The following is a 17535-nucleotide window of genomic DNA, read 5'->3' on the forward strand; positions in this document are numbered from 1 at the left end:
CGCTCCCGCAGCAGTGACAGACAGCGTTCCCGACACGCCGGCTGACAGCCCACCGGCTGGCAAGCGCATGAAACTGATCGCCGCGGCCGTCGCAGCGGTGGTGCTGCTGGGCGGTGCGGGCGCTTACTATTTCTTGTCAGGCAAGCCGCCTGTCGCCGTGCCTGAACCGGAGGCAGCCTTGCCGGTGCAGGAAGACCCTGCGCCGGCCGCCGAGCAGCCGCTGGCCATCGATGACGCTGCGCTCGATGGCGGCACGGCGGGCGACCTTGCCGCGACACCTGCTGCCGAGCCTGAGCCTGAGCCAGCGGCAGCGCCTGCTCCAGCACCCGAGCCGGCTCCAGCAGCGGCCCCGGCCCCTGTCGTGGAAAAACCGGCCAAGCCCGTCAAGGTGACCCCGCCACCGGCGCCTGTCAAACAGACGACGGGCCTGGAAAGCGTGATCACGGACAGCCTGTCGGAAGCGAGCCACTGCATGAGCCAGCGCAAATACGACTGTGCCATTGCCAATGCGAATGCCGTGTTGCGCATGGACAAGGGCAACCGCCATGCGCAGGACATCAAGCGCAAGGCGAAGGAAGCGCAAGACAAGGCGCTGTCGCAAATCCAGATCGAGTAAGCCCTAGCTTGCCTCCCATTCCTATTTTGATTCTTTCGGAGAATAACGTGAAAAACTTGAAACAAATGGCCAAGCCCCTGGTGGCGATGCTGGTCGTGTCGTCGATGCTGGCCGGCTGCGCCGCGCCGGGCGGCCCTGGCGCCACGGGCAATACCACCACCGCAGGCACGGAAGCGGCCAGTGGCGAATGCAATACGGCCATGCTGGCCGGCATCGGCGCCGTCGTCGGCGGCTTGCTGGGCGGCGGCAACAACACCGTGCGCGGTGCGGCCCTGGGCGCCAGCCTGGGCGCGCTCGCCTGCGTGGCCTTGAATTATCAAAGCCAGCAAGTCAAGACGTCGCAGCAGGTGCAGGCCGATTACAAGGTGGCCAACAAGGGCAAGCTGCCCGAGCAGTCGACCCTGGTGAAATACGAGACGGGCTTTACGCCGTCGTCCGTGCGTCCGGGCCAGAAGGCGCAGACCAATTCGTACATCGAAGTGGCGGCCGGCACGCGCGATCCGAACCCGCTGGTGGAAGAAGAATTGAGCCTGTACAAGCCCAATGGCGAGCTGATCAAAACCGTGCGCAAGGTGGTCAGCAGCAATAACGGCAGCGGCGCCTACAAGGGCGGCTTCTCGATCCCCATGCCTGAAGGCGTGCCGCAGGGCATTTACCCGGTACGCACGGCCCTGTACCTGAATAGCAAGCGCGTCGGTGGCCAGGACGTCAAGCTGCAGATCGTCCAGCGCCAGGCGCCTGCGAGCGAGCTGCAACTGGCGCTGGCCTACTGACACAGTATGACCATGGGACGGCCAGGCAGGCCGTCCCCTCCCGATTCACCCCTTCCAGGCCAGACATGACCATTTCCACACAAACACATCAACCTCTTCCCTTTTCCTCCGCCGTGGGTTCGCTGATCGAAGCGACCGACGCCATCAGGAACTTTCGCGCGATTGCGCTGCTGGCCCTGACCTTCATCAGCGCCGTGCTCGTCGGTGGCGTGCTGACGATGCTTGCCGGCGGCATGAGCAGTCCGCTGCTGGTCTTTGTCGGTGGCCTGATGGCTTTCCTCGTGATGTTTTACGGTTCTAACGCCGTCGGCATCATGCTGATGCGCGACGCGCAAGGCCAGCCTGGCATGAGCCTGGTTGATGCCATGCTCGTTTCGCTGTACACGAGCCACCGCCTGATCGCGGTCGTCTTCCTTGAATTTTTGATCGTGCTGGCGGCCATGATCACCATCGCCATCATCTTGTTTGTCTGCAAGATTCCCGTGCTTGGCCCCGTGCTGTACACGGTCGTCTTCCCGCTGTCGGCCATCGTGCTGGGCGTGCTGGTGTTTGCGCTGTTCTACGTGATGCTGCCGCTGGCCGGCCCTGCCGCCTGGTCGGGCGCCACCGTGTTCCAGATCATTGCCCGCCTGAACCTGATCGTGCGCACCAAGCTGGTGTCCGTGATCTTGCTGGAAGTGCTGCTGTTCCTGATCACGACGTTTGTGGCGCTGCTGATTTTTGGCGTGGTCGGTACCGGCGTATCGCTGACCAGCGGCATGTCGGCCGGCATCCTGGGCCTGGGCGGCCAGATGAATATGTACACCCTGGCTTCGGGTCTGAATGGCGGTTCCGGCTACATCATCGCAGCGGGCCTGGGCGGCGGCTTGCTGTTGGCGGCCGCGGCCGTGGTACCGGGCCTGATCTTCACCAAGGGCGTATGCATCATCTACCTGAACGCCACACGCAATGTCGATTTCAGCGCCTCGGAAGCGAGCCTGAACGACGGCCTGGCCACGGTCAAGAAAAAAGCCGAAGAAGCGCGTGAACGCGCGCGTGCCCTGGCTGAACAGGCGACTGCACCGGCCGCACCGGCCACGCCGGCTGCCGCGCCCGTTGACAGCCTGCATTGCCCAAGCTGCAAGGCACCGGTCGCGTCCGATGACGTGTTCTGCGGCGAATGCGCGCATAAACTCAAGTAAGGCACACCATGGCTCACTTCTGCACCAAATGTGGCACCGCCCATGTCCCCGGCGCGCGCTTCTGCGATGAATGCGGCAAGGCTGTCAACGCCGCACCGGCGCCCGCACCAGCCGCGACGCCGGCGCTGTCCGGCGTGAAGCGGCGCCACGTCATGATCGCCGGCGGCGTGCTGGCGGCGGTCATCGTGGCCGGTGGCGCGCTGGCGTGGCTGCTGGCGCCCGAGGCGGCATCGGCCAGCAGTTTCAGCCGCGCCATCGACGCCCACCTGGCCGCTGACGAGGCGGCGCGCGACAAGCTGCTGTGCCTCACCAACTTGCCGTACCAGAAGGAAGAGATCCGCGTGGCGTCGTACGACAGTTCCACTCGGCAATGGCTCGATATCCTTGTGCGTGGCGGCCTGTACAACGCTCCCGTCGAGCAAAGCAGCGGTGGTTGGGTTGCGCAATCGCAATTTGTCTACGCGCTGGCCGCGCCGGGCAAGGCGGCCTTGCGTGGCGACAAGCTGTGCGTGGCCAAGGGCGTGAAAGTGGCCAAGGTCAGCGGCTACGATCAGGTGCGCGACCTGGGCGTACAGCAAGTGGCGATGGCCAAGGCCACCCTGACGCTGACCGATGAGGCCGCGTGGTTCGCCAAATCGCCGGACCGCGCGCTGATCCTGCAGCGCTTGCCGGACGGCGATCTGCAAGTGCGACTGCCGATGGCGCTGGTTGACAAGCAATGGCAAGTCATCGACGAAGCGCAGATGAGCCAGGCGGCCATGACCGGTGCGATAGGCAAATCGTCGGCCGCGCAGGGTGCGGGCATGCTGGACAAGCTGAAAAGCGTGTTCAGCTTTGGCGGCCACCCGGCGGTGGGGAAATGGCAGGCGGCGATGGGCAACGTCCTGGAATTTACAAGTGACAGCGTGATCAATAACGGCACCTCGACCAAGGCCACCTTCACCACCAAGGGCAATACCGTGACGATCGCGCCGGAAGGCGCGGGCGAAGCGGCCATGGATATTATCGTCAGCGACGATGGCAGCACGGCGCAGATCAGCATGGGCGGCATGCGGGTAACGACCCTGCGGCGCGTGCGCGATTAAGTATCTGTCAGACAGCGCGGCTTGCTGTCTGATCTGCTTCCCGGAGCCCGGCCATGCCGGGTTTTTTTTCGTCCGCAGGTAGCGGTGCGCACGCCCATTTGTCTTGACATCAAGATAGTTCGCGTCCACACTGAGTTTTTATCTTAGTGTCGAGATAGTTGTATGGTTTCTTCTTCCGTCCGCCCCGCCTGGGGCGATATTCTGCTCACGGCGCTGGCGCCCCTGATCTGGGGTTCCACGTATATCGTCACGTCCGAACTGCTGCCGCCCGACCGGCCTTTCACTGCGGCCCTGATCCGCGTGTTGCCGGCCGGCTTGTTGTTGCTGCTGGTCATGCGGCGCCTGCCCGCGCGGCGCGACTGGGCCCGCGTGCTGATCCTGTCGGCGCTGAATATCGGTGTGTTCCAGGCGCTGCTGTTCGTGGCAGCCTACCGCTTGCCCGGCGGCTTGGCGGCCGTGGTGGGCGCCATCCAGCCGCTGCTGGTCATGGGCCTGGCCTGGGGCGTGGAAGGGCGCCGTCCGGCCCGGTTGGCCTTGCTTGCCAGCGTACTGGGCGTGGCCGGCATGGGAATTTTGTTGTTGTCGCCGCGCACCGTGTGGGAACCGGTCGGCATCGCCGCCGCGCTGGGCGGCACGGCTTGCATGGCGGCCGGCACCTATCTGACGCGGCGCTGGAAGCCGGACTTGCCCGTGCTGGCGCTGACGGGCTGGCAATTGCTGCTGGGCAGCCTGATGCTGGCGCCCGTCGCCTGGCTGGCCGACGCACCGCTGCCGGCCTTGTCCTTGCCGCAAATATTGGCTTACACCTACCTGTGCCTGGCCGGCGCCCTGCTCGCATATGCGCTGTGGTTTCGCGGCATCGCCAGGCTGTCGCCCGTGGCCGTCTCCTCCTTGGGCCTGCTCAGTCCCCTGATGGCCGTCATGCTGGGCTGGGCCCTGCTGGGCCAGGCCATGACGGGCTGGTCAATGCTGGGCTTGCTGCTGGTGCTGGCCAGCGTGCTGGCCGTGCAATGGGCCAGCGCCCGTCCCGCAACAAACGTCTGATTTCTACGCATTTCTCCTCGGCAGGCCGATCGCGTCGGCCTGCCTGTTTCCCTCTGGGCGCTCCCTTTTTGCTGCACCGCACATACAGTTTTGCTTGCACTGTAATAGGGCATTGAGGCACTATTCGCTTCGCGCAAACGTTTGCGCGCCGTAAAATTTCATAAAAGCATGGTGTAGACGTGCTTGACCAACAACTCTGGAGACGCTCATGACATCCCGTATTCGCCTGAAAATGATTGCCGCCGCTGTCCTGGTGTGTGCCTTGCCCGCCGTGCCGGCGATGGCGCAGACACCTGCCAAACCGAAGGTGGCGCTGGTGATGAAGTCGCTCGCCAATGAATTTTTCCTGACCATGGAAAATGGCGCCAAGGCGCATCAGAAGGCCAATGCCGCCAAGTACGACCTGCTGTCGAACGGCATCAAGGATGAGACGGATACGTCGAGCCAGATCAAGCTGGTCGAGCAAATGATCGTCTCGCGCGTCAACGCGCTGGTGATCGCCCCGGCCGACTCGAAAGCGCTGGTGCCGGTCCTGAAGAAAGCCATCGACGCGGGCATCATCGTCGTCAATATCGACAACAAGCTCGACGAAGGCGCCCTGAAAGAGAAGGGCATCAGCGTGCCGTTCGTCGGCCCGGACAACCGCAAGGGCGCCAAGGTGGTCGGCGACTTCCTGGCCAAGCAGATCAAGAAGGGTGACCCGGTCGGCATCATCGAAGGCGTGTCGACGACCTACAACGCGCAGCAGCGCACCCTGGGCTTCCAGGACGCCATGAACGCGGCCGGCGCGAAAGTTGTCAGCGTGCAGTCGGGCCAGTGGGAAATCGCCCCTGCCAACACGGTGGCGGCTGCCATGCTGAACGCCAACCCGAATATCAAGGCTTTGCTGTGCGGTAACGACAACATGGCCATCGGTGCCGTGTCCGCCATCAAGGCGGCTGGTAAAACGGGCAAAGTCATCGTCGTCGGCTACGACAACATCAACGCCATCAAGCCGATGCTGGCCGATGGCCGCGTGCTGGCTACCGCCGACCAGTTCGGTTCGCAGCAAGCCGTGTTCGGCATCGAGACCGTGCTGAAAGCCCTGGCACAGAAGAAGAAACAGGCCGAGCTTGGTGGCGTCATCGAAACCAAGGTCGAACTGGTCGCCAAGGCCGCCAAGTCCTGATCGTTTGATCCCGCCGGGGCCGGCGCCTGCCTACTCATGCGAGCAGGCGGCGCCGGCCCCGCCGCCACTACCGCGGAGTTTTATCATGCCTACCGACATCCCCCCGGCGCCATCAGCCGCCATCCCTCTATTGACCCTGGACAACATCGGCAAGTCCTATGTCGGCCCCGTGCTGGGCGGCGTGGGCTTGCGCTTTGCCCCCGGCCAGGTGCTGGCGCTGACGGGCGAAAACGGTGCTGGTAAAAGCACCTTGTCGAAGATCATCTGCGGTCTGGAGCAAGCCACCACGGGCACGATGCTGCTCGACGGCAAGCCTTACCAGCCCGCCTCGCGCGGCGCCGCCGAGGCGCTGGGCATCCGCATGGTGATGCAGGAACTCAATTTGATTCCTACCCTGTCGATCGCGGAAAACCTGTACCTGAAAAACCTGCCGCAGCGTTTCGGCTTCATCGACCGCGGCCGTCTCGAACGCGACGCGCGCGAACAGATGGAAAAAGTGGGCTTGGGCGGCCTCGATCCGTGGACCCTCGTGGGCGAACTGGGCATCGGCCACCAGCAAATGATCGAGATCGCGCGCAATCTGATCGGCGCCTGCCGCCTGCTGGTGCTCGACGAGCCGACAGCCATGCTGACGCACCGCGAAGTGGAATTGCTGTTCCTGCAAATCGAACGCCTGAAGGCCGAAGGCGTGTGCATCATCTATATTTCCCACCGCCTGGAAGAACTCAAGCGCGTGGCCGACCGCATCGCCGTGCTGCGCGACGGCCAGCTCGTGTGCGACGACGATATCGCGGGCCATTCCGCCGCCGACCTGGTCAGCCTGATGGTGGGCCGTTCGGCCGATGATGCCGTCGACCTGAGCGGCCGCACGCTGGGCGCACCGCTGCTGCGCGTGCGTGGCCTGGCGCGCGGCAAGGTCGTCAACCCGACCTCGTTCGACTTGCGTGCCGGCGAAATCCTCGGCATCGCCGGCCTGATCGGCTCGGGCCGCACGGAATTGCTGCGCCTGATCTTCGGCGCCGACCGTGCCGACGCCGGTGCCGTGTTCCTTGGCGACAGCGAAACACCTGCCGCCCTGGCCTCGCCGCAGGCAGCGGTGAAAGCGGGCATCGCCATGATCACGGAAGACCGCAAGGGGCAAGGCTTGTTGCTGCGCCAGTCCATCGCCGTCAACACGACCCTGGCCTCGCTCGACACGGTCAGCGGCGCCGGTTGGCTCAACGATGCGTCCGAAGCGTCGGTGGCCGACGACTACATCGAGCGCCTGGGCATCCGCTCGCGCAACAGCGCGCAAACGGTGGCGGAACTGTCTGGCGGCAACCAGCAAAAGGTGGTGATCGCACGCTGGCTGTACCGCGACTGCCCCGTGATGCTGTTCGACGAACCCACGCGCGGCATCGATATCGGCGCCAAGTTTGATATTTATCAGGTGCTGGCCGAACAGGCGCGCCAGGGCAAGGGCCTCGTCATCGTCTCGAGCGACTTGCGCGAACTGATGCTGATCTGCGACCGCATCGCCGTCATGAGCGCCGGCAGCATCGTCGAGACCTTCGAGCGCGGCGCCTGGAGCCAGGACGCGCTGCTGTCGGCCGCCTTCTCCGGCTATTTGACCCCCACTTCCACTCCAGCTGCGGCCTGATCCGCCGGAAAGATTCCCATGACCACCAATTCCTCTCCTTCGTATCTGCAGCGCAGCCTGGCCGACCTGAAAAACTATGCGGGCCTGATCGGCGCCCTGGTCGCCATGTGCGTGCTGTTCTCGTTCGCCAGCGAAAACTTCTTCACCCTGGCCACCTTGAGCACCCTGTCGAACAATATCCCGACCCTCGTCGTGATGGCTGTCGGCATGACGTTCGTGCTGATCATCGGCGGCATCGATCTGTCGGTCGGTTCCGTGATGGCGCTGGCCGCTTCCGTGCTGTCGCTGGCCGTCGTGCACTGGGGCTGGCCCGTGTGGAGCGCGGCCCTGCTGGGCATGTTCGTCGCCGCCCTGTGCGGCGCCACGACGGGCCTGATTTCCGTCGGCTGGCGCATTCCCTCGTTCATCGTTTCCTTGGGCGTGCTGGAAATGGCGCGCGGCATGGCGTATCAAGTGACGAACTCGCGCACGGAATACATCGGCAGCGCCGTTGACGGCATCAGCTCGCCGATCGCGTTCGGCCTGTCGCCCGCCTTCATCGCCTCGATCGCCATCGTCGTCATCGGCCACCTCGTGCTCACGCGCACGGTGCTGGGACGCCACTGGATCGGCATCGGCACGAATGAAGAAGCCGTGCGTTTGTCCGGCATCAACACGAAGCCGTCGAAAGTATTGGTCTTCGCCTTGATGGGCTTTCTCGCCGGCGTGGGCGCGCTGTTCCAGGTATCGCGCCTGGAAGCGGCCGACCCGAACGGCGGCGTGGGCATGGAATTGCAAGTGATCGCAGCCGTCGTGATCGGCGGCACGAGCCTGATGGGCGGACGCGGTTCCGTCATCAGCACGTTTATCGGCGTGTTGATCATTTCCGTGCTGGAAGCGGGCCTGGCGCAAGTGGGCGTGTCGGAACCCGTGAAACGCATCGTCACGGGCCTGGTGATTGTCGCGGCCGTGGTGCTCGATACCTACCGCCGCCGTGGCGAGCGTTCATAATACTGGCCCATGGCAACCATCAAACAAGTGGCGCAGGCGGCGGGGGTGTCGTTTACCACCGTGTCGCACGTCCTCAACAATACCCGCCCCGTCAGCGACGAGGCGCGCCGCGCCGTGCTGGCGGCGGCGGAGGCACTGCATTACGTGCCCAGCGCGCTGGCGCGTTCCTTGCGCAGCCGCAGTACGGGCACCATCGGCCTGATCATTCCGAACAATACGAATCCGTATTTTTCGGAGGTGGCGCGCGGCATCGAGGACAGCTGCTACGCGGCCGGCTACAGCGTGATTTTATGTAATTCCGACGACGACCCCGTCAAGCAGCGCGACTATTTAAATGTGCTGCTGACCAAGCGCTGCGACGGCCTGATTTTGTCCGCGCTGGCCGACAGCGATGGCGAATTGCTGCGCAAGATGAAGGTGCCGGCCGTGCTGCTCGACCGCGCGCCCAGCGATCTGTCCATCGATGCCGTGGCCGTCGATAACCGCGCCGGTGGTGCCTTGGCCGCGCGCCATTTGCTGGGCCTGGGACGCCGGCGTTTTGCCTGCATCGCCGGTCCCCGTGAAGTGAGCATTTCCAACGAGCGCATCGATGGTGTGCGCAGCGCCATGGCGGACGCGGGCGTGGCCCTGGACGACGCGCTGTGCCGCCATGGCGATTTTACGAGCGCGGGCGGCTATGCGGCCGCGCTGGATCTGCTGGCGCTGCCGCCAGGCCAGCGCCCCGACGCCTTGTTCTGCTGCAATGACTTGATGGCCTTTGGCGCCCTGCGCGCCGCCGCCGAGCGGGGCATTGCCGTGCCGGGGGAACTGGCCGTCGTCGGCTTCGATGATATCGACCTGGCCAGCTTCGTGCATCCGGCCTTGACCAGCGTGGCGCAAAATACGCGCGAGCTGGGCCACATCACGGCCGCCTGCCTGCTGGCGCGCATCGCCGACCCCGCCTTGCCGCGCCAGCAGCGCAGCATCGCGCCGGCACTGCACGTGCGCGGCTCCAGCGTGGCGGCCGCTGTAACTTCTACCGCACCTACTTCTTCACCTGCAACTGAACTGATGGGAATGACATCATGATCGTGGTTATCGGCAGCATCAATATGGACCTGGTCTTGCGCGTGCCGCGCATGCCCCTCCCCGGCGAAACCCTGACGGGCGGCGCGTTTAGAACCATTCCTGGCGGCAAGGGCGCCAACCAGGCCGTGGCCTGCGCGCGCCTGAGCGGCAAAGTGGCCGGTGCCCAGCAAGTGGCCATGGTCGCTTGCGTGGGCGACGATGCGTTTGGCGCGACCCTGCGTGCGGCGCTCGTCGGCGACGGCATCATCGACAGCCACATCACGACCTTGCCCGGTGTCGCGTCCGGCATCGCCTCGATCCTTGTCGACGACAACGGCCAGAACAGCATCGTGATCGCCGGCGGCGCCAACGATTTATTGAGCCCCGCGCACATCGACGCGGCAAAAGAGCTGATCGAGCAGGCCGACATCGTCGTGCTGCAGCTGGAAACCCCGATGGCCACCGTCGTGCATGCGATCAAATTGGCCCGTTCGCTGGGCAAGACCGTGGTGCTGAACCCGGCCCCGGCCGCCAGCTTGCCGGAAGGCGTGCTGGAGCTGGTCGATTACCTGATTCCCAATGAAATCGAAGCGGCCATGCTGGCCGGCGTCAGCCCGGAAGGCGCGGACGTCAAGGCGCTGGCCGCCGCGCTGCAAAAGCTGGGCAGCGACAACGTCATCATCACCTTGGGTTCCAAGGGCGTGCACGCGGCCCTGTACGGGGGCGATTACACGTTCCCGGCCGAAGTGGTAAAAGCCGTCGATACGACGGCCGCCGGCGACACGTTTATCGGCGGTTTTGTGGCGGGCCTGGCGTCCGGCATGGACGAGGCGGAAGCGATCCAGCAAGGCCAGCGTGCGGCCGCCTGGAGCGTCACCAAACCCGGCGCGCAAACGTCGATCCCCCACTTGCACGAGCTGTTCTGAGACCATGAAAAAATCACCGCTGCTTAATATCGCACTGTCGCAACTGATTGCCTCGCTGGGCCATGGCGACATGCTCGTCATCGGCGACGCGGGCTTGCCGTCGCAGCCGGGCGTGCCCCTGATCGACCTGGCCCTGACGCGCGGCATCCCTGGCTTCATCGATACTGTCAACACCGTGCTGAGCGAAATGCAGGTGGAATACCATTTGCTCGCCAGCGAGTTGCCGCAGCATAATCCGGCCATGGCGGCGCAGGTGGCGGCCCTGGCCTTGCCCGATGCGCGCCAGGTGACGCACGACGAGTTCAAGCAATTGTCGAAGGGCGCGCGCGCCATCGTGCGCACGGGTGAGTGCAGTCCGTACGCCAACATCATTTTGGTGGCTGGCGTCGTGTTCTAACGCAAACAATGGCGCGATTGTTTGCTAAAAACATCAACGCTATTGTCCGCATTGAAATAATTATCCATCGGCAAAAGGGGCGGCTACAATAGCCTTACCCCTGCCAACGCGGCAGCTTCCTGTGGTGTCCCGCCATGCCGATGAAAGCCTCCGACGCTTTCCGCTGCTGTTTCATTCTGCTGCTGTGCCTGGCCACGCCCGTCCGGGCGCTGGAAGCCGTCTCCCTGCACCTCAATTTCACGCACCAGTTCCAGTTCGCCGGCTATTACGCGGCCATCGAGCAAGGCTATTACCGCGAGGCGGGGCTCGAGGTGACATTGGTCGAAGGCAGCGGCGTGCCGCCTGCCGAGGCGGCCGTGCTGTCGGGCCAGGCCGAATATGGCGTGGGCAACAGCACCTTGTTGCTCAGCCGCCTGGCGGGCAAGCCCGTGGTGGTGCTGGCCGTGGTGTTCCAGCATTCGCCCAGCGTACTGCTGATGCGCCAGCAGGGCGGCGCGCCCGACGTGCGCAAGCTGGTGGGGGCGCCCGTGATGATCGGCGCGGCCGTCAATGTGGCGGCCGCCTCCGATGAAGTGTCGCTATTCCTGGGAAAAATGGGCGTCGCGCCGCAGCAGATGCGCCACTTGCCGCCCAGCTACCGGATCGAGGATTTGATCGATGGCAAGGTCGATGCGATTGCCGCGTACTCCACCAACGAACCGGACTACCTGGACCGGGCGGGATTTTCCTATTACCAGTTTACGCCGCGTACGGCCGGCATCGATTTCTACGGCGACAACCTGTTTACCAGCGAGCAGGAACTGCGCCGCCATCCCGAGCGTGTCAAAGCGTTCCGCGCGGCCAGCCTGCGCGGCTGGCAATACGCGATGGCGCACCGCGAGGAAATGGCGCAACTGATCCACGTCAAATACAGCCAGCGCCACGACCGCGCGCACCTGCTGTACGAGGCGCAGCAGATGGAATTGCTGCTGCAGCCCGTGCTGGTGGAGCTCGGCTACATGAATCCCCAGCGCTGGCAGCATATTGCCGACACGTACGCGGCCATGGGCGTGCTGCCACCCAAGGCCACGGACAGCCGCGCCTACAAGGGTTTCCTGTACCGCCCCGTGCCGGGGGCCGACCTGGGCTGGCTGTATTTGTCGCTGGGCCTGGCTGGCAGTTTGCTGGCCGTGTCGGCCGGCTTCCACTTCAACAACCTGGCGCGCGAGCGCCGCCGCACGGAGGAAACCATCCGCCAGGGGGAGTTGCGCTTTCGCACCATGTTCGAGGAAGCGCCCATGGGCATCGCCCTGATCGATACCGTGAGCGGACAGTTTCTCGATATCAATCCGCGCTATCTGGCCATCGCCGGACGCACCCTGGAGCACATGAAGCAGACGAGCTGGATGGAGATCAGCCATCCCGACGATGTGGCCGGCGAGCAGGCGCACGTGGCGCAGCTGCTGGCGCGGCGCCTGCAGGGCTTCCGCCACGCCAAGCGCATCGTGCGTCCCGATGGCGGCGTCGTGTGGGTCGATGCCTCGGTGACGGCCATCGCCACGGCGCGCCATGGCGGACCGCACCACCTGTGCATGCTGGAAGATGTGACGGACAAGCGGCAAACGGAAGCGCTGATCTGGCAGCAAGCCAATTTCGATACCTTGACGCAATTGCCGAACCGCCGCATGTTTCACGAGCGTTTGCGCCAGGCGCTGGCGCAGGGACGGCGCGATGCGAACCGCGTGGCCATCCTGTTCATCGACCTCGACCATTTCAAGGAAGTCAACGATACCCTGGGCCACCACCAGGGCGATATCTTGCTGATCGAAGCGGCGCGGCGCATCCGCGTGGGCGTGCGCGAGACGGACACGGTGGCGCGCCTGGGCGGCGATGAATTCACGGTGATCCTGTCCGACATCGACGACCTGCAGCAAGTCGACCGCATCGCGCGGCAGATACTCGACGGTTTGCTGGCACCGTTCCTGCTGGGACAGGAGCAGGCCTTCGTTTCCGCCTCGATCGGCATCACCCTGTATCCCGATGACGCGGGCACGATCGAGGATTTGCTCAAGCAGGCGGACCAGGCCATGTATGTGTCGAAAGGCGCGGGGCGCAACCGCTACAGCTACTTTACGCCGGCCATGCAGGTGGCGGCCGTCAACCGCATGCGCATGGGAGCGGACTTGCGCACAGCCCTGCGCGAACAGCAGATGCAGCTGTATTACCAGCCCATCGTCGAACTGCATAGCGGCAATATTGCCAAGGCGGAAGCCTTGCTGCGCTGGCATCATCCGCAGCGGGGCATCGTGTATCCACCCGATTTCCTCGCGCTGGCCGAAAGCAGCGGCCTGATCGTGGAGATCGGCGACTGGGTGCTGCGCACGGCGGCCACGCAACTGCTGCACTGGCGCGCGCAGGGCCAGGCCATCGGTTTGCCGGGACTGCAACTGTGCCTGAACCAGTCGCCGCTGGAATTGCAGCGCGAAGTGGAGGCGCCCGGCACCTGGCTGCGCCAGCTGATGGCGCTCGATGTGCCGGCCTCGGCCATTGTGCTCGACATGCGCGAAGATGTACTCTTACCCAACGGCAATAGCATGGCGCCACGCCTGCAGCACTTGCGCGAAGCGGGCCTGCAGATCGCCCTCGACGACTTCGGCAGCGGCCATGCCTCGCTGACGCAGCTGCAGCAATGCGGTATCGACTACCTGAAGCTCGACGGCGTGCTGGTGCGCAAGCTGGCGGCCGGCGCCAGCGAACTGGTGCTGTGCGAAGCCATCGTCACCATGGCCCACAAGCTGGGCTTGCAGGTCATTGCCGAAGGGGTGGAGACCGAAGAGCAGCGCGCCCAGCTGCTGGAGATCGGCTGCGATTTCGCGCAAGGCGAGCTGTTTGCGCCGCCGCTGGCCATCGAAGCGTTCGACGCGCTGTTGCACGCCCGGCGGCCCTTGCGCCCTTGAAACAGGCCCAGCCTGCCACTAGATTTCATCGAGGCCTGCGGGACGGGGCTCCCGGCTTGAACGGGCTTATACTCGATGGGCTGGCGCCTGCGCCCGGCTTTGCTGTCACCGGTACCTACACCGGGTGCGCAGGCAAACTTCTTCCATTCACTCAACTCGAGGTGACCTCATGGGCATTTTCAGCAATATCTACAACAAGATCTTCCACCATTCGTCCGACGCCGCACCGGCTGCCACGCCGGCCGCCGCCACGACAGCACCTGCAGCAGCACCGGCCGCTCCTGCTGCCGCTCCGGCCGCTGCCGCGCCCGTGGTGGACGTGGAAGTGGTGCTGGTCGACCTGGCCAGCAAGAACGCGGAAAAACTCAATTGGCGCACGTCCATCGTCGACCTGATGAAACTGCTTCAACTCGACAGCAGCCTGGCCGCGCGCAAGGAACTGGCGCAAGAGCTGCACTTCACGGGCGACACCAACGATTCGGCCAGCATGAATATCTGGCTGCACCGCCAGGTAATGATCAAGCTGGCCGAAAACGGTGGCAAGGTACCGGAAGAACTCAAGAATTAAACACTTGGCGGCGGCAGGGGTATCCACTGTCACCGCTATCCAATCGCGTGGGAACTGCCTACCATGGAGTTCCCATAGTGTCATGATAGCTAAAACCAATTGAAACTATTGTGACAATCAATTTTGCATATGGTTTAAAACCCCTTACACTAGAGTCTTACTGATTCACCACACGAGAGGAAATGAAATGTCGCTGATCAATACCCAAGTTAAACCATTCAAGGCAACCGCATACCACAATGGCAAATTCGTCGACCTGACGGAAGCGTCGCTGAAAGGCAAGTGGTCGGTATTCGTCTTCTACCCAGCCGACTTCACCTTCGTTTGCCCAACCGAACTGGAAGATCTGGCCGATCACCATGCTGAATTCCAGAAACTGGGCGTCGATGTCTACGGCATCTCGACCGATTCGCACTTCGCGCACAAAGCATGGCACGACACCTCGGACGCGATCAAGAAAGTGCAATACGCACTGATCGGCGACCCAACCGGCGCCCTGTCGCGCAATTTCGAAGTCATGATCGAAGAAGAAGGCATGGCATTGCGCGGTACCTTCGTCATCAATCCAGACGGCTTCATCAAAGTGCTGGAAGTGCATGACAACGGCATCGGCCGTGACGCATCGGAACTGTTGCGCAAAGTTAAGGCAGCTCAATACGTTGCCGCTCACCCAGGCGAAGTTTGCCCAGCCAAATGGACGGAAGGCGCAGCAACCCTGACCCCATCGCTGGACCTGGTTGGCAAGATCTAAGTCTCGATGCAACACGTAGCAAACAAGTAGTTACCGCGATGCCGGACCGGGCGTCCGGCCCGGCATTCGCCTAAATATTTGTAAAGGAAGAAAAAATCATGTTAGACGCAACCCTCAAAACCCAACTGAAATCCTACCTGGAAAAAGTGGTGTATCCGCTTGAGCTGGTCGCTTCTCTCGATGACAGCGCAAAAGCCCGCGAGATGAAGGAATTGCTCCAGGAGATAGTCCTGTTGAGCGACAAGATCACGCTGGTCGAGCGCCTTGACGCTGGCGTACGCGCCCCGTCGTTCAGCATCAACCGTGCAGGCTCCGACATCGGCGTGCGTTTCGCCGGTGTGCCGCTGGGCCACGAATTTACCTCCTTGGTGCTGGCGCTGCTGCAAGTGGGCGGCCACACCATCAAGTTCGACGAGGCCGTGATCGAGCAGATCCGCAACCTCGACGGCGACTACGAATTTGAAACGTTTATTTCGCTCTCCTGCCATAACTGCCCGGAAGTGGTGCAGGCCTTGAATGCCATGGCGGTGATCAATCCGCGCATCAAGGTCACCACCATCGATGGCGGCGTCTTCCCGAAAGAAGTGGAAGAGCGCCAGATCATGGCCGTGCCGATGATGTTCCTCAATGGTCAGCATTTTGGCCAGGGCCGCACGAATGTCGAGGAAATCCTCGCCAAGCTCGACACCAACGCCGGCGCCCGCCAGGCCGCAGCGTTGTCGAAAAAAGACGTGTTCGATGTGCTGATCGTCGGCGGCGGCCCTGCCGGTGCGGCAGCGGCCATCTACGCTGCCCGCAAAGGCATCAAGACGGGCGTGCTGGCCGAGCGTTTCGGCGGCCAGGTGCTCGACACCCTCGCCATCGAAAACTTTATTTCGGTCAAGGAAACCGATGGTCCGAAGTTCGCCATGGCGCTGGAACAGCACGTCAAGGAATACGAAGTCGACATCATGAACACCCAGCGCGCCGCGAAACTGACGCCGGGCAAGTTGGTGCAGATTGAAACGGCCAATGGCGCCGTGTTGAAAGCCAAGACCGTCATCCTGGCCACCGGTGCCCGCTGGCGCGAAATCAACGTGCCGGGCGAGAAGGAATACCGCAACCACGGTGTCGCCTACTGCCCGCACTGCGATGGCCCGCTGTTCAAGGGCAAGCGCGTGGCCGTGATCGGCGGCGGCAACTCGGGCGTGGAAGCGGCGATCGACCTGGCCGGTCTCGTGAAACACGTGACCCTGATCGAGTTCGGCGCGGAATTGCGTGCCGATGCGGTGCTGCAACGCAAACTGCACAGCCTGCCTAACGTGACCGTGATCACGTCGGCGCAAACGACCGAGATCCACGGCGACGGCAAGATCGTCAATGGCCTGAGCTACACGGACCGGGTCAGCGGCGAATCGAAAAAGGTCGAACTGGAAGGCGTCTTCGTGCAAATCGGCCTGGTGCCGAACACGGAGTGGCTCAAAGGCACGGTGGCACTGTCGCGCCACGGTGAAATCGAAGTCGACGCCCGCGGCCAGACCTCGATCCCCGGCGTGTTCGCGGCCGGCGACGTCACCACGGTGCCGTACAAGCAGATCATCATCGCCACCGGCGAAGGCGCCAAGGCAGCTTTGTCCGCCTTTGACCACCTGATCCGCTCGGACGACGAGGAAGTGGTGGAAGAGTCCGCATCGAAAGAAGCATTGACGGCGTAAATCTTTACGCTGCAAAAAAACCGGAACGGCCGCGAGGTGGTTCCGGTTTTTTTATGCGTAGAAGAAACTTAGCTGCCCGCGTACAGGGGATTGGCGGCCACATACACTTGCACGCCGTCGACGGGCATGTCCTTCGGCGCGATCTCTGCCAGGGCGAAGACGGTCTTGTTGTTGAAGGTTTGCACGTGCCACGTAAAACGCTGGCCGGCGCGCGCGATGGTGACGGTTTCGCCGCGCGTGACGTTGATGTGGCGGGTATCGGGTTGCAGCTCGATGCTGCGCTGGGCGGCCGCGTGCGGGGCGCTGCTGCCATAGTCGGCGGCCGTGCCCGTGGGGCCGGCCGCGATGGCCGAGGTGGCAAGGACGGCGCACAAAATCGCCAGGGCGCTGCGGTGGGTGTTCAACATAATTTCTCCAAGAATAAGCCTGGCGCAGCGAGTAGCCGCGCCATATTGTCGTTGTGGCTGCACCGGGATCGCCGGTTTTTGCAACACGGCATCCTAAGCGTTTCTTGTCGGATCTGCAAAGTCCTATTTCACAATTGCACCGTCGCTGCCAAGGGCACGAGCAAGGCCAGGGCCTGATCGCTGCCCAGATACAGGGCCAGGCTGGGGCAAATTGCAGCAAAGCATGATGGGCCAGAGGACGAGGTAGGGGGAAAAGCTGCGGGGCAGGGGCGGAGCCGGGGTAGCGCTGATTCTAGAGCATTTGCGGTCCCAC

The 17535-nt window shown here is 63.4% G+C and carries 16 protein-coding genes; 15 read left to right on the forward strand and 1 reads right to left on the reverse strand.

All coding sequences use genetic code 11. The features are described 5' to 3' along the window. Positions 1–67: 67 nt before the first annotated feature. The 15 genes from V3C40_RS26855 (at position 68) to ahpF (ending at position 16815) form a co-directional block, all read left to right on the forward strand. Entirely contained in the window at positions 68–616 is a 549-nt protein-coding gene (locus tag V3C40_RS26855; RefSeq protein ID WP_331778981.1) for a hypothetical protein, read from the forward strand. Between the two features lie 47 nt (positions 617–663). After that, positions 664–1389 carry a hypothetical protein gene (locus V3C40_RS26860; protein WP_219329333.1) on the forward strand — a complete coding sequence of 242 codons (726 nt, stop codon included), beginning with the start codon at positions 664–666 and terminating at the stop codon, positions 1387–1389. A gap of 65 nt (positions 1390–1454) precedes the next feature. Further along, positions 1455–2570 carry a zinc ribbon domain-containing protein gene (locus V3C40_RS26865; protein ID WP_331778982.1) on the forward strand — a complete coding sequence of 372 codons (1116 nt, stop codon included), beginning with the start codon at positions 1455–1457 and terminating at the stop codon, positions 2568–2570. 8 nt (positions 2571–2578) lie between these two features. Further along, complete coding sequence (locus V3C40_RS26870; protein ID WP_331778983.1) at positions 2579–3655, forward strand: zinc ribbon domain-containing protein; 1077 nt, start codon at positions 2579–2581, stop codon at positions 3653–3655. Positions 3656–3817: 162 nt separating this feature from the next. After that, positions 3818–4699, forward strand: coding sequence for an EamA family transporter (locus V3C40_RS26875; RefSeq protein ID WP_331778984.1), 882 nt, complete (start codon positions 3818–3820; stop codon positions 4697–4699). A 208-nt stretch (positions 4700–4907) separates the two neighbouring features. After that, entirely contained in the window at positions 4908–5867 is a 960-nt protein-coding gene (locus V3C40_RS26880) for a sugar ABC transporter substrate-binding protein (RefSeq protein WP_034753892.1), read from the forward strand. 85 nt (positions 5868–5952) lie between these two features. Next, entirely contained in the window at positions 5953–7506 is a 1554-nt protein-coding gene (locus V3C40_RS26885; protein ID WP_331778985.1) for a sugar ABC transporter ATP-binding protein, read from the forward strand. 18 nt (positions 7507–7524) lie between these two features. After that, positions 7525–8496, forward strand: coding sequence for an ABC transporter permease (locus tag V3C40_RS26890; protein ID WP_046683216.1), 972 nt, complete (start codon positions 7525–7527; stop codon positions 8494–8496). Positions 8497–8505: 9 nt separating this feature from the next. Beyond that, positions 8506–9564 carry a LacI family DNA-binding transcriptional regulator gene (locus tag V3C40_RS26895; RefSeq protein ID WP_331778986.1) on the forward strand — a complete coding sequence of 353 codons (1059 nt, stop codon included), beginning with the start codon at positions 8506–8508 and terminating at the stop codon, positions 9562–9564. Then, positions 9561–10469: a ribokinase gene (rbsK, locus tag V3C40_RS26900; protein WP_331778987.1), complete on the forward strand. Its 909-nt coding sequence runs from the start codon at positions 9561–9563 to the stop codon at positions 10467–10469. The genes V3C40_RS26895 and rbsK overlap by 4 nt, the downstream gene beginning before the upstream one ends. Before the next feature lie 4 nt (positions 10470–10473). Continuing rightward, complete coding sequence (rbsD, locus tag V3C40_RS26905) at positions 10474–10866, forward strand: D-ribose pyranase (protein ID WP_034753900.1); 393 nt, start codon at positions 10474–10476, stop codon at positions 10864–10866. A 134-nt stretch (positions 10867–11000) separates the two neighbouring features. Then, a complete protein-coding gene (locus tag V3C40_RS26910; RefSeq protein WP_331778988.1) occupies positions 11001–13802 on the forward strand; it encodes an EAL domain-containing protein in 2802 nt (933 codons plus the stop codon). A 169-nt stretch (positions 13803–13971) separates the two neighbouring features. Further along, complete coding sequence (locus tag V3C40_RS26915; RefSeq protein WP_034753903.1) at positions 13972–14370, forward strand: DUF3597 domain-containing protein; 399 nt, start codon at positions 13972–13974, stop codon at positions 14368–14370. 187 nt (positions 14371–14557) lie between these two features. Next, the gene (gene ahpC / locus V3C40_RS26920) at positions 14558–15121 is read left to right on the forward strand and encodes an alkyl hydroperoxide reductase subunit C (RefSeq protein WP_092717461.1); all 564 of its coding nucleotides are present in this window, start codon (positions 14558–14560) and stop codon (positions 15119–15121) included. A gap of 98 nt (positions 15122–15219) precedes the next feature. Beyond that, complete coding sequence (ahpF, locus tag V3C40_RS26925) at positions 15220–16815, forward strand: alkyl hydroperoxide reductase subunit F (protein ID WP_139092006.1); 1596 nt, start codon at positions 15220–15222, stop codon at positions 16813–16815. 68 nt (positions 16816–16883) lie between these two features. Here the strand turns inward: ahpF and V3C40_RS26930 are convergent, their stop codons facing one another. Then, a complete protein-coding gene (locus V3C40_RS26930; RefSeq protein ID WP_331778989.1) occupies positions 16884–17222 on the reverse strand; it encodes a CzcE family metal-binding protein in 339 nt (112 codons plus the stop codon). Between the last annotated feature and the right edge of the window lie 313 nt (positions 17223–17535).

Source organism: Janthinobacterium sp. LS2A, from assembly GCF_036543145.1.
Taxonomy (GTDB): Bacteria; Pseudomonadota; Gammaproteobacteria; order Burkholderiales; family Burkholderiaceae_D; genus Janthinobacterium; species Janthinobacterium aestuarii.

What these genes read in the sequence shown, in the direction of transcription:
- V3C40_RS26865 (WP_331778982.1), top strand. Translation starts at nt 1,455, where the DNA reads ATGACCATTTCCACACAAACACATCAACCTCTTCCCTTTTCCTCCGCC.
- V3C40_RS26875 (WP_331778984.1), top strand. Translation starts at nt 3,818, where the DNA reads ATGGTTTCTTCTTCCGTCCGCCCCGCCTGGGGCGATATTCTGCTCACG.
- V3C40_RS26915 (WP_034753903.1), top strand. Translation starts at nt 13,972, where the DNA reads ATGGGCATTTTCAGCAATATCTACAACAAGATCTTCCACCATTCGTCC.
- V3C40_RS26880 (WP_034753892.1), top strand. Translation starts at nt 4,908, where the DNA reads ATGACATCCCGTATTCGCCTGAAAATGATTGCCGCCGCTGTCCTGGTG.
- rbsD (WP_034753900.1), top strand. Translation starts at nt 10,474, where the DNA reads ATGAAAAAATCACCGCTGCTTAATATCGCACTGTCGCAACTGATTGCC.
- V3C40_RS26895 (WP_331778986.1), top strand. Translation starts at nt 8,506, where the DNA reads ATGGCAACCATCAAACAAGTGGCGCAGGCGGCGGGGGTGTCGTTTACC.
- V3C40_RS26890 (WP_046683216.1), top strand. Translation starts at nt 7,525, where the DNA reads ATGACCACCAATTCCTCTCCTTCGTATCTGCAGCGCAGCCTGGCCGAC.
- rbsK (WP_331778987.1), top strand. Translation starts at nt 9,561, where the DNA reads ATGATCGTGGTTATCGGCAGCATCAATATGGACCTGGTCTTGCGCGTG.
- ahpF (WP_139092006.1), top strand. Translation starts at nt 15,220, where the DNA reads ATGTTAGACGCAACCCTCAAAACCCAACTGAAATCCTACCTGGAAAAA.
- ahpC (WP_092717461.1), top strand. Translation starts at nt 14,558, where the DNA reads ATGTCGCTGATCAATACCCAAGTTAAACCATTCAAGGCAACCGCATAC.
- V3C40_RS26930 (WP_331778989.1), bottom strand. Translation starts at nt 17,222, where the DNA reads ATGTTGAACACCCACCGCAGCGCCCTGGCGATTTTGTGCGCCGTCCTT.
- V3C40_RS26870 (WP_331778983.1), top strand. Translation starts at nt 2,579, where the DNA reads ATGGCTCACTTCTGCACCAAATGTGGCACCGCCCATGTCCCCGGCGCG.
- V3C40_RS26885 (WP_331778985.1), top strand. Translation starts at nt 5,953, where the DNA reads ATGCCTACCGACATCCCCCCGGCGCCATCAGCCGCCATCCCTCTATTG.
- V3C40_RS26910 (WP_331778988.1), top strand. Translation starts at nt 11,001, where the DNA reads ATGCCGATGAAAGCCTCCGACGCTTTCCGCTGCTGTTTCATTCTGCTG.
- V3C40_RS26855 (WP_331778981.1), top strand. Translation starts at nt 68, where the DNA reads ATGAAACTGATCGCCGCGGCCGTCGCAGCGGTGGTGCTGCTGGGCGGT.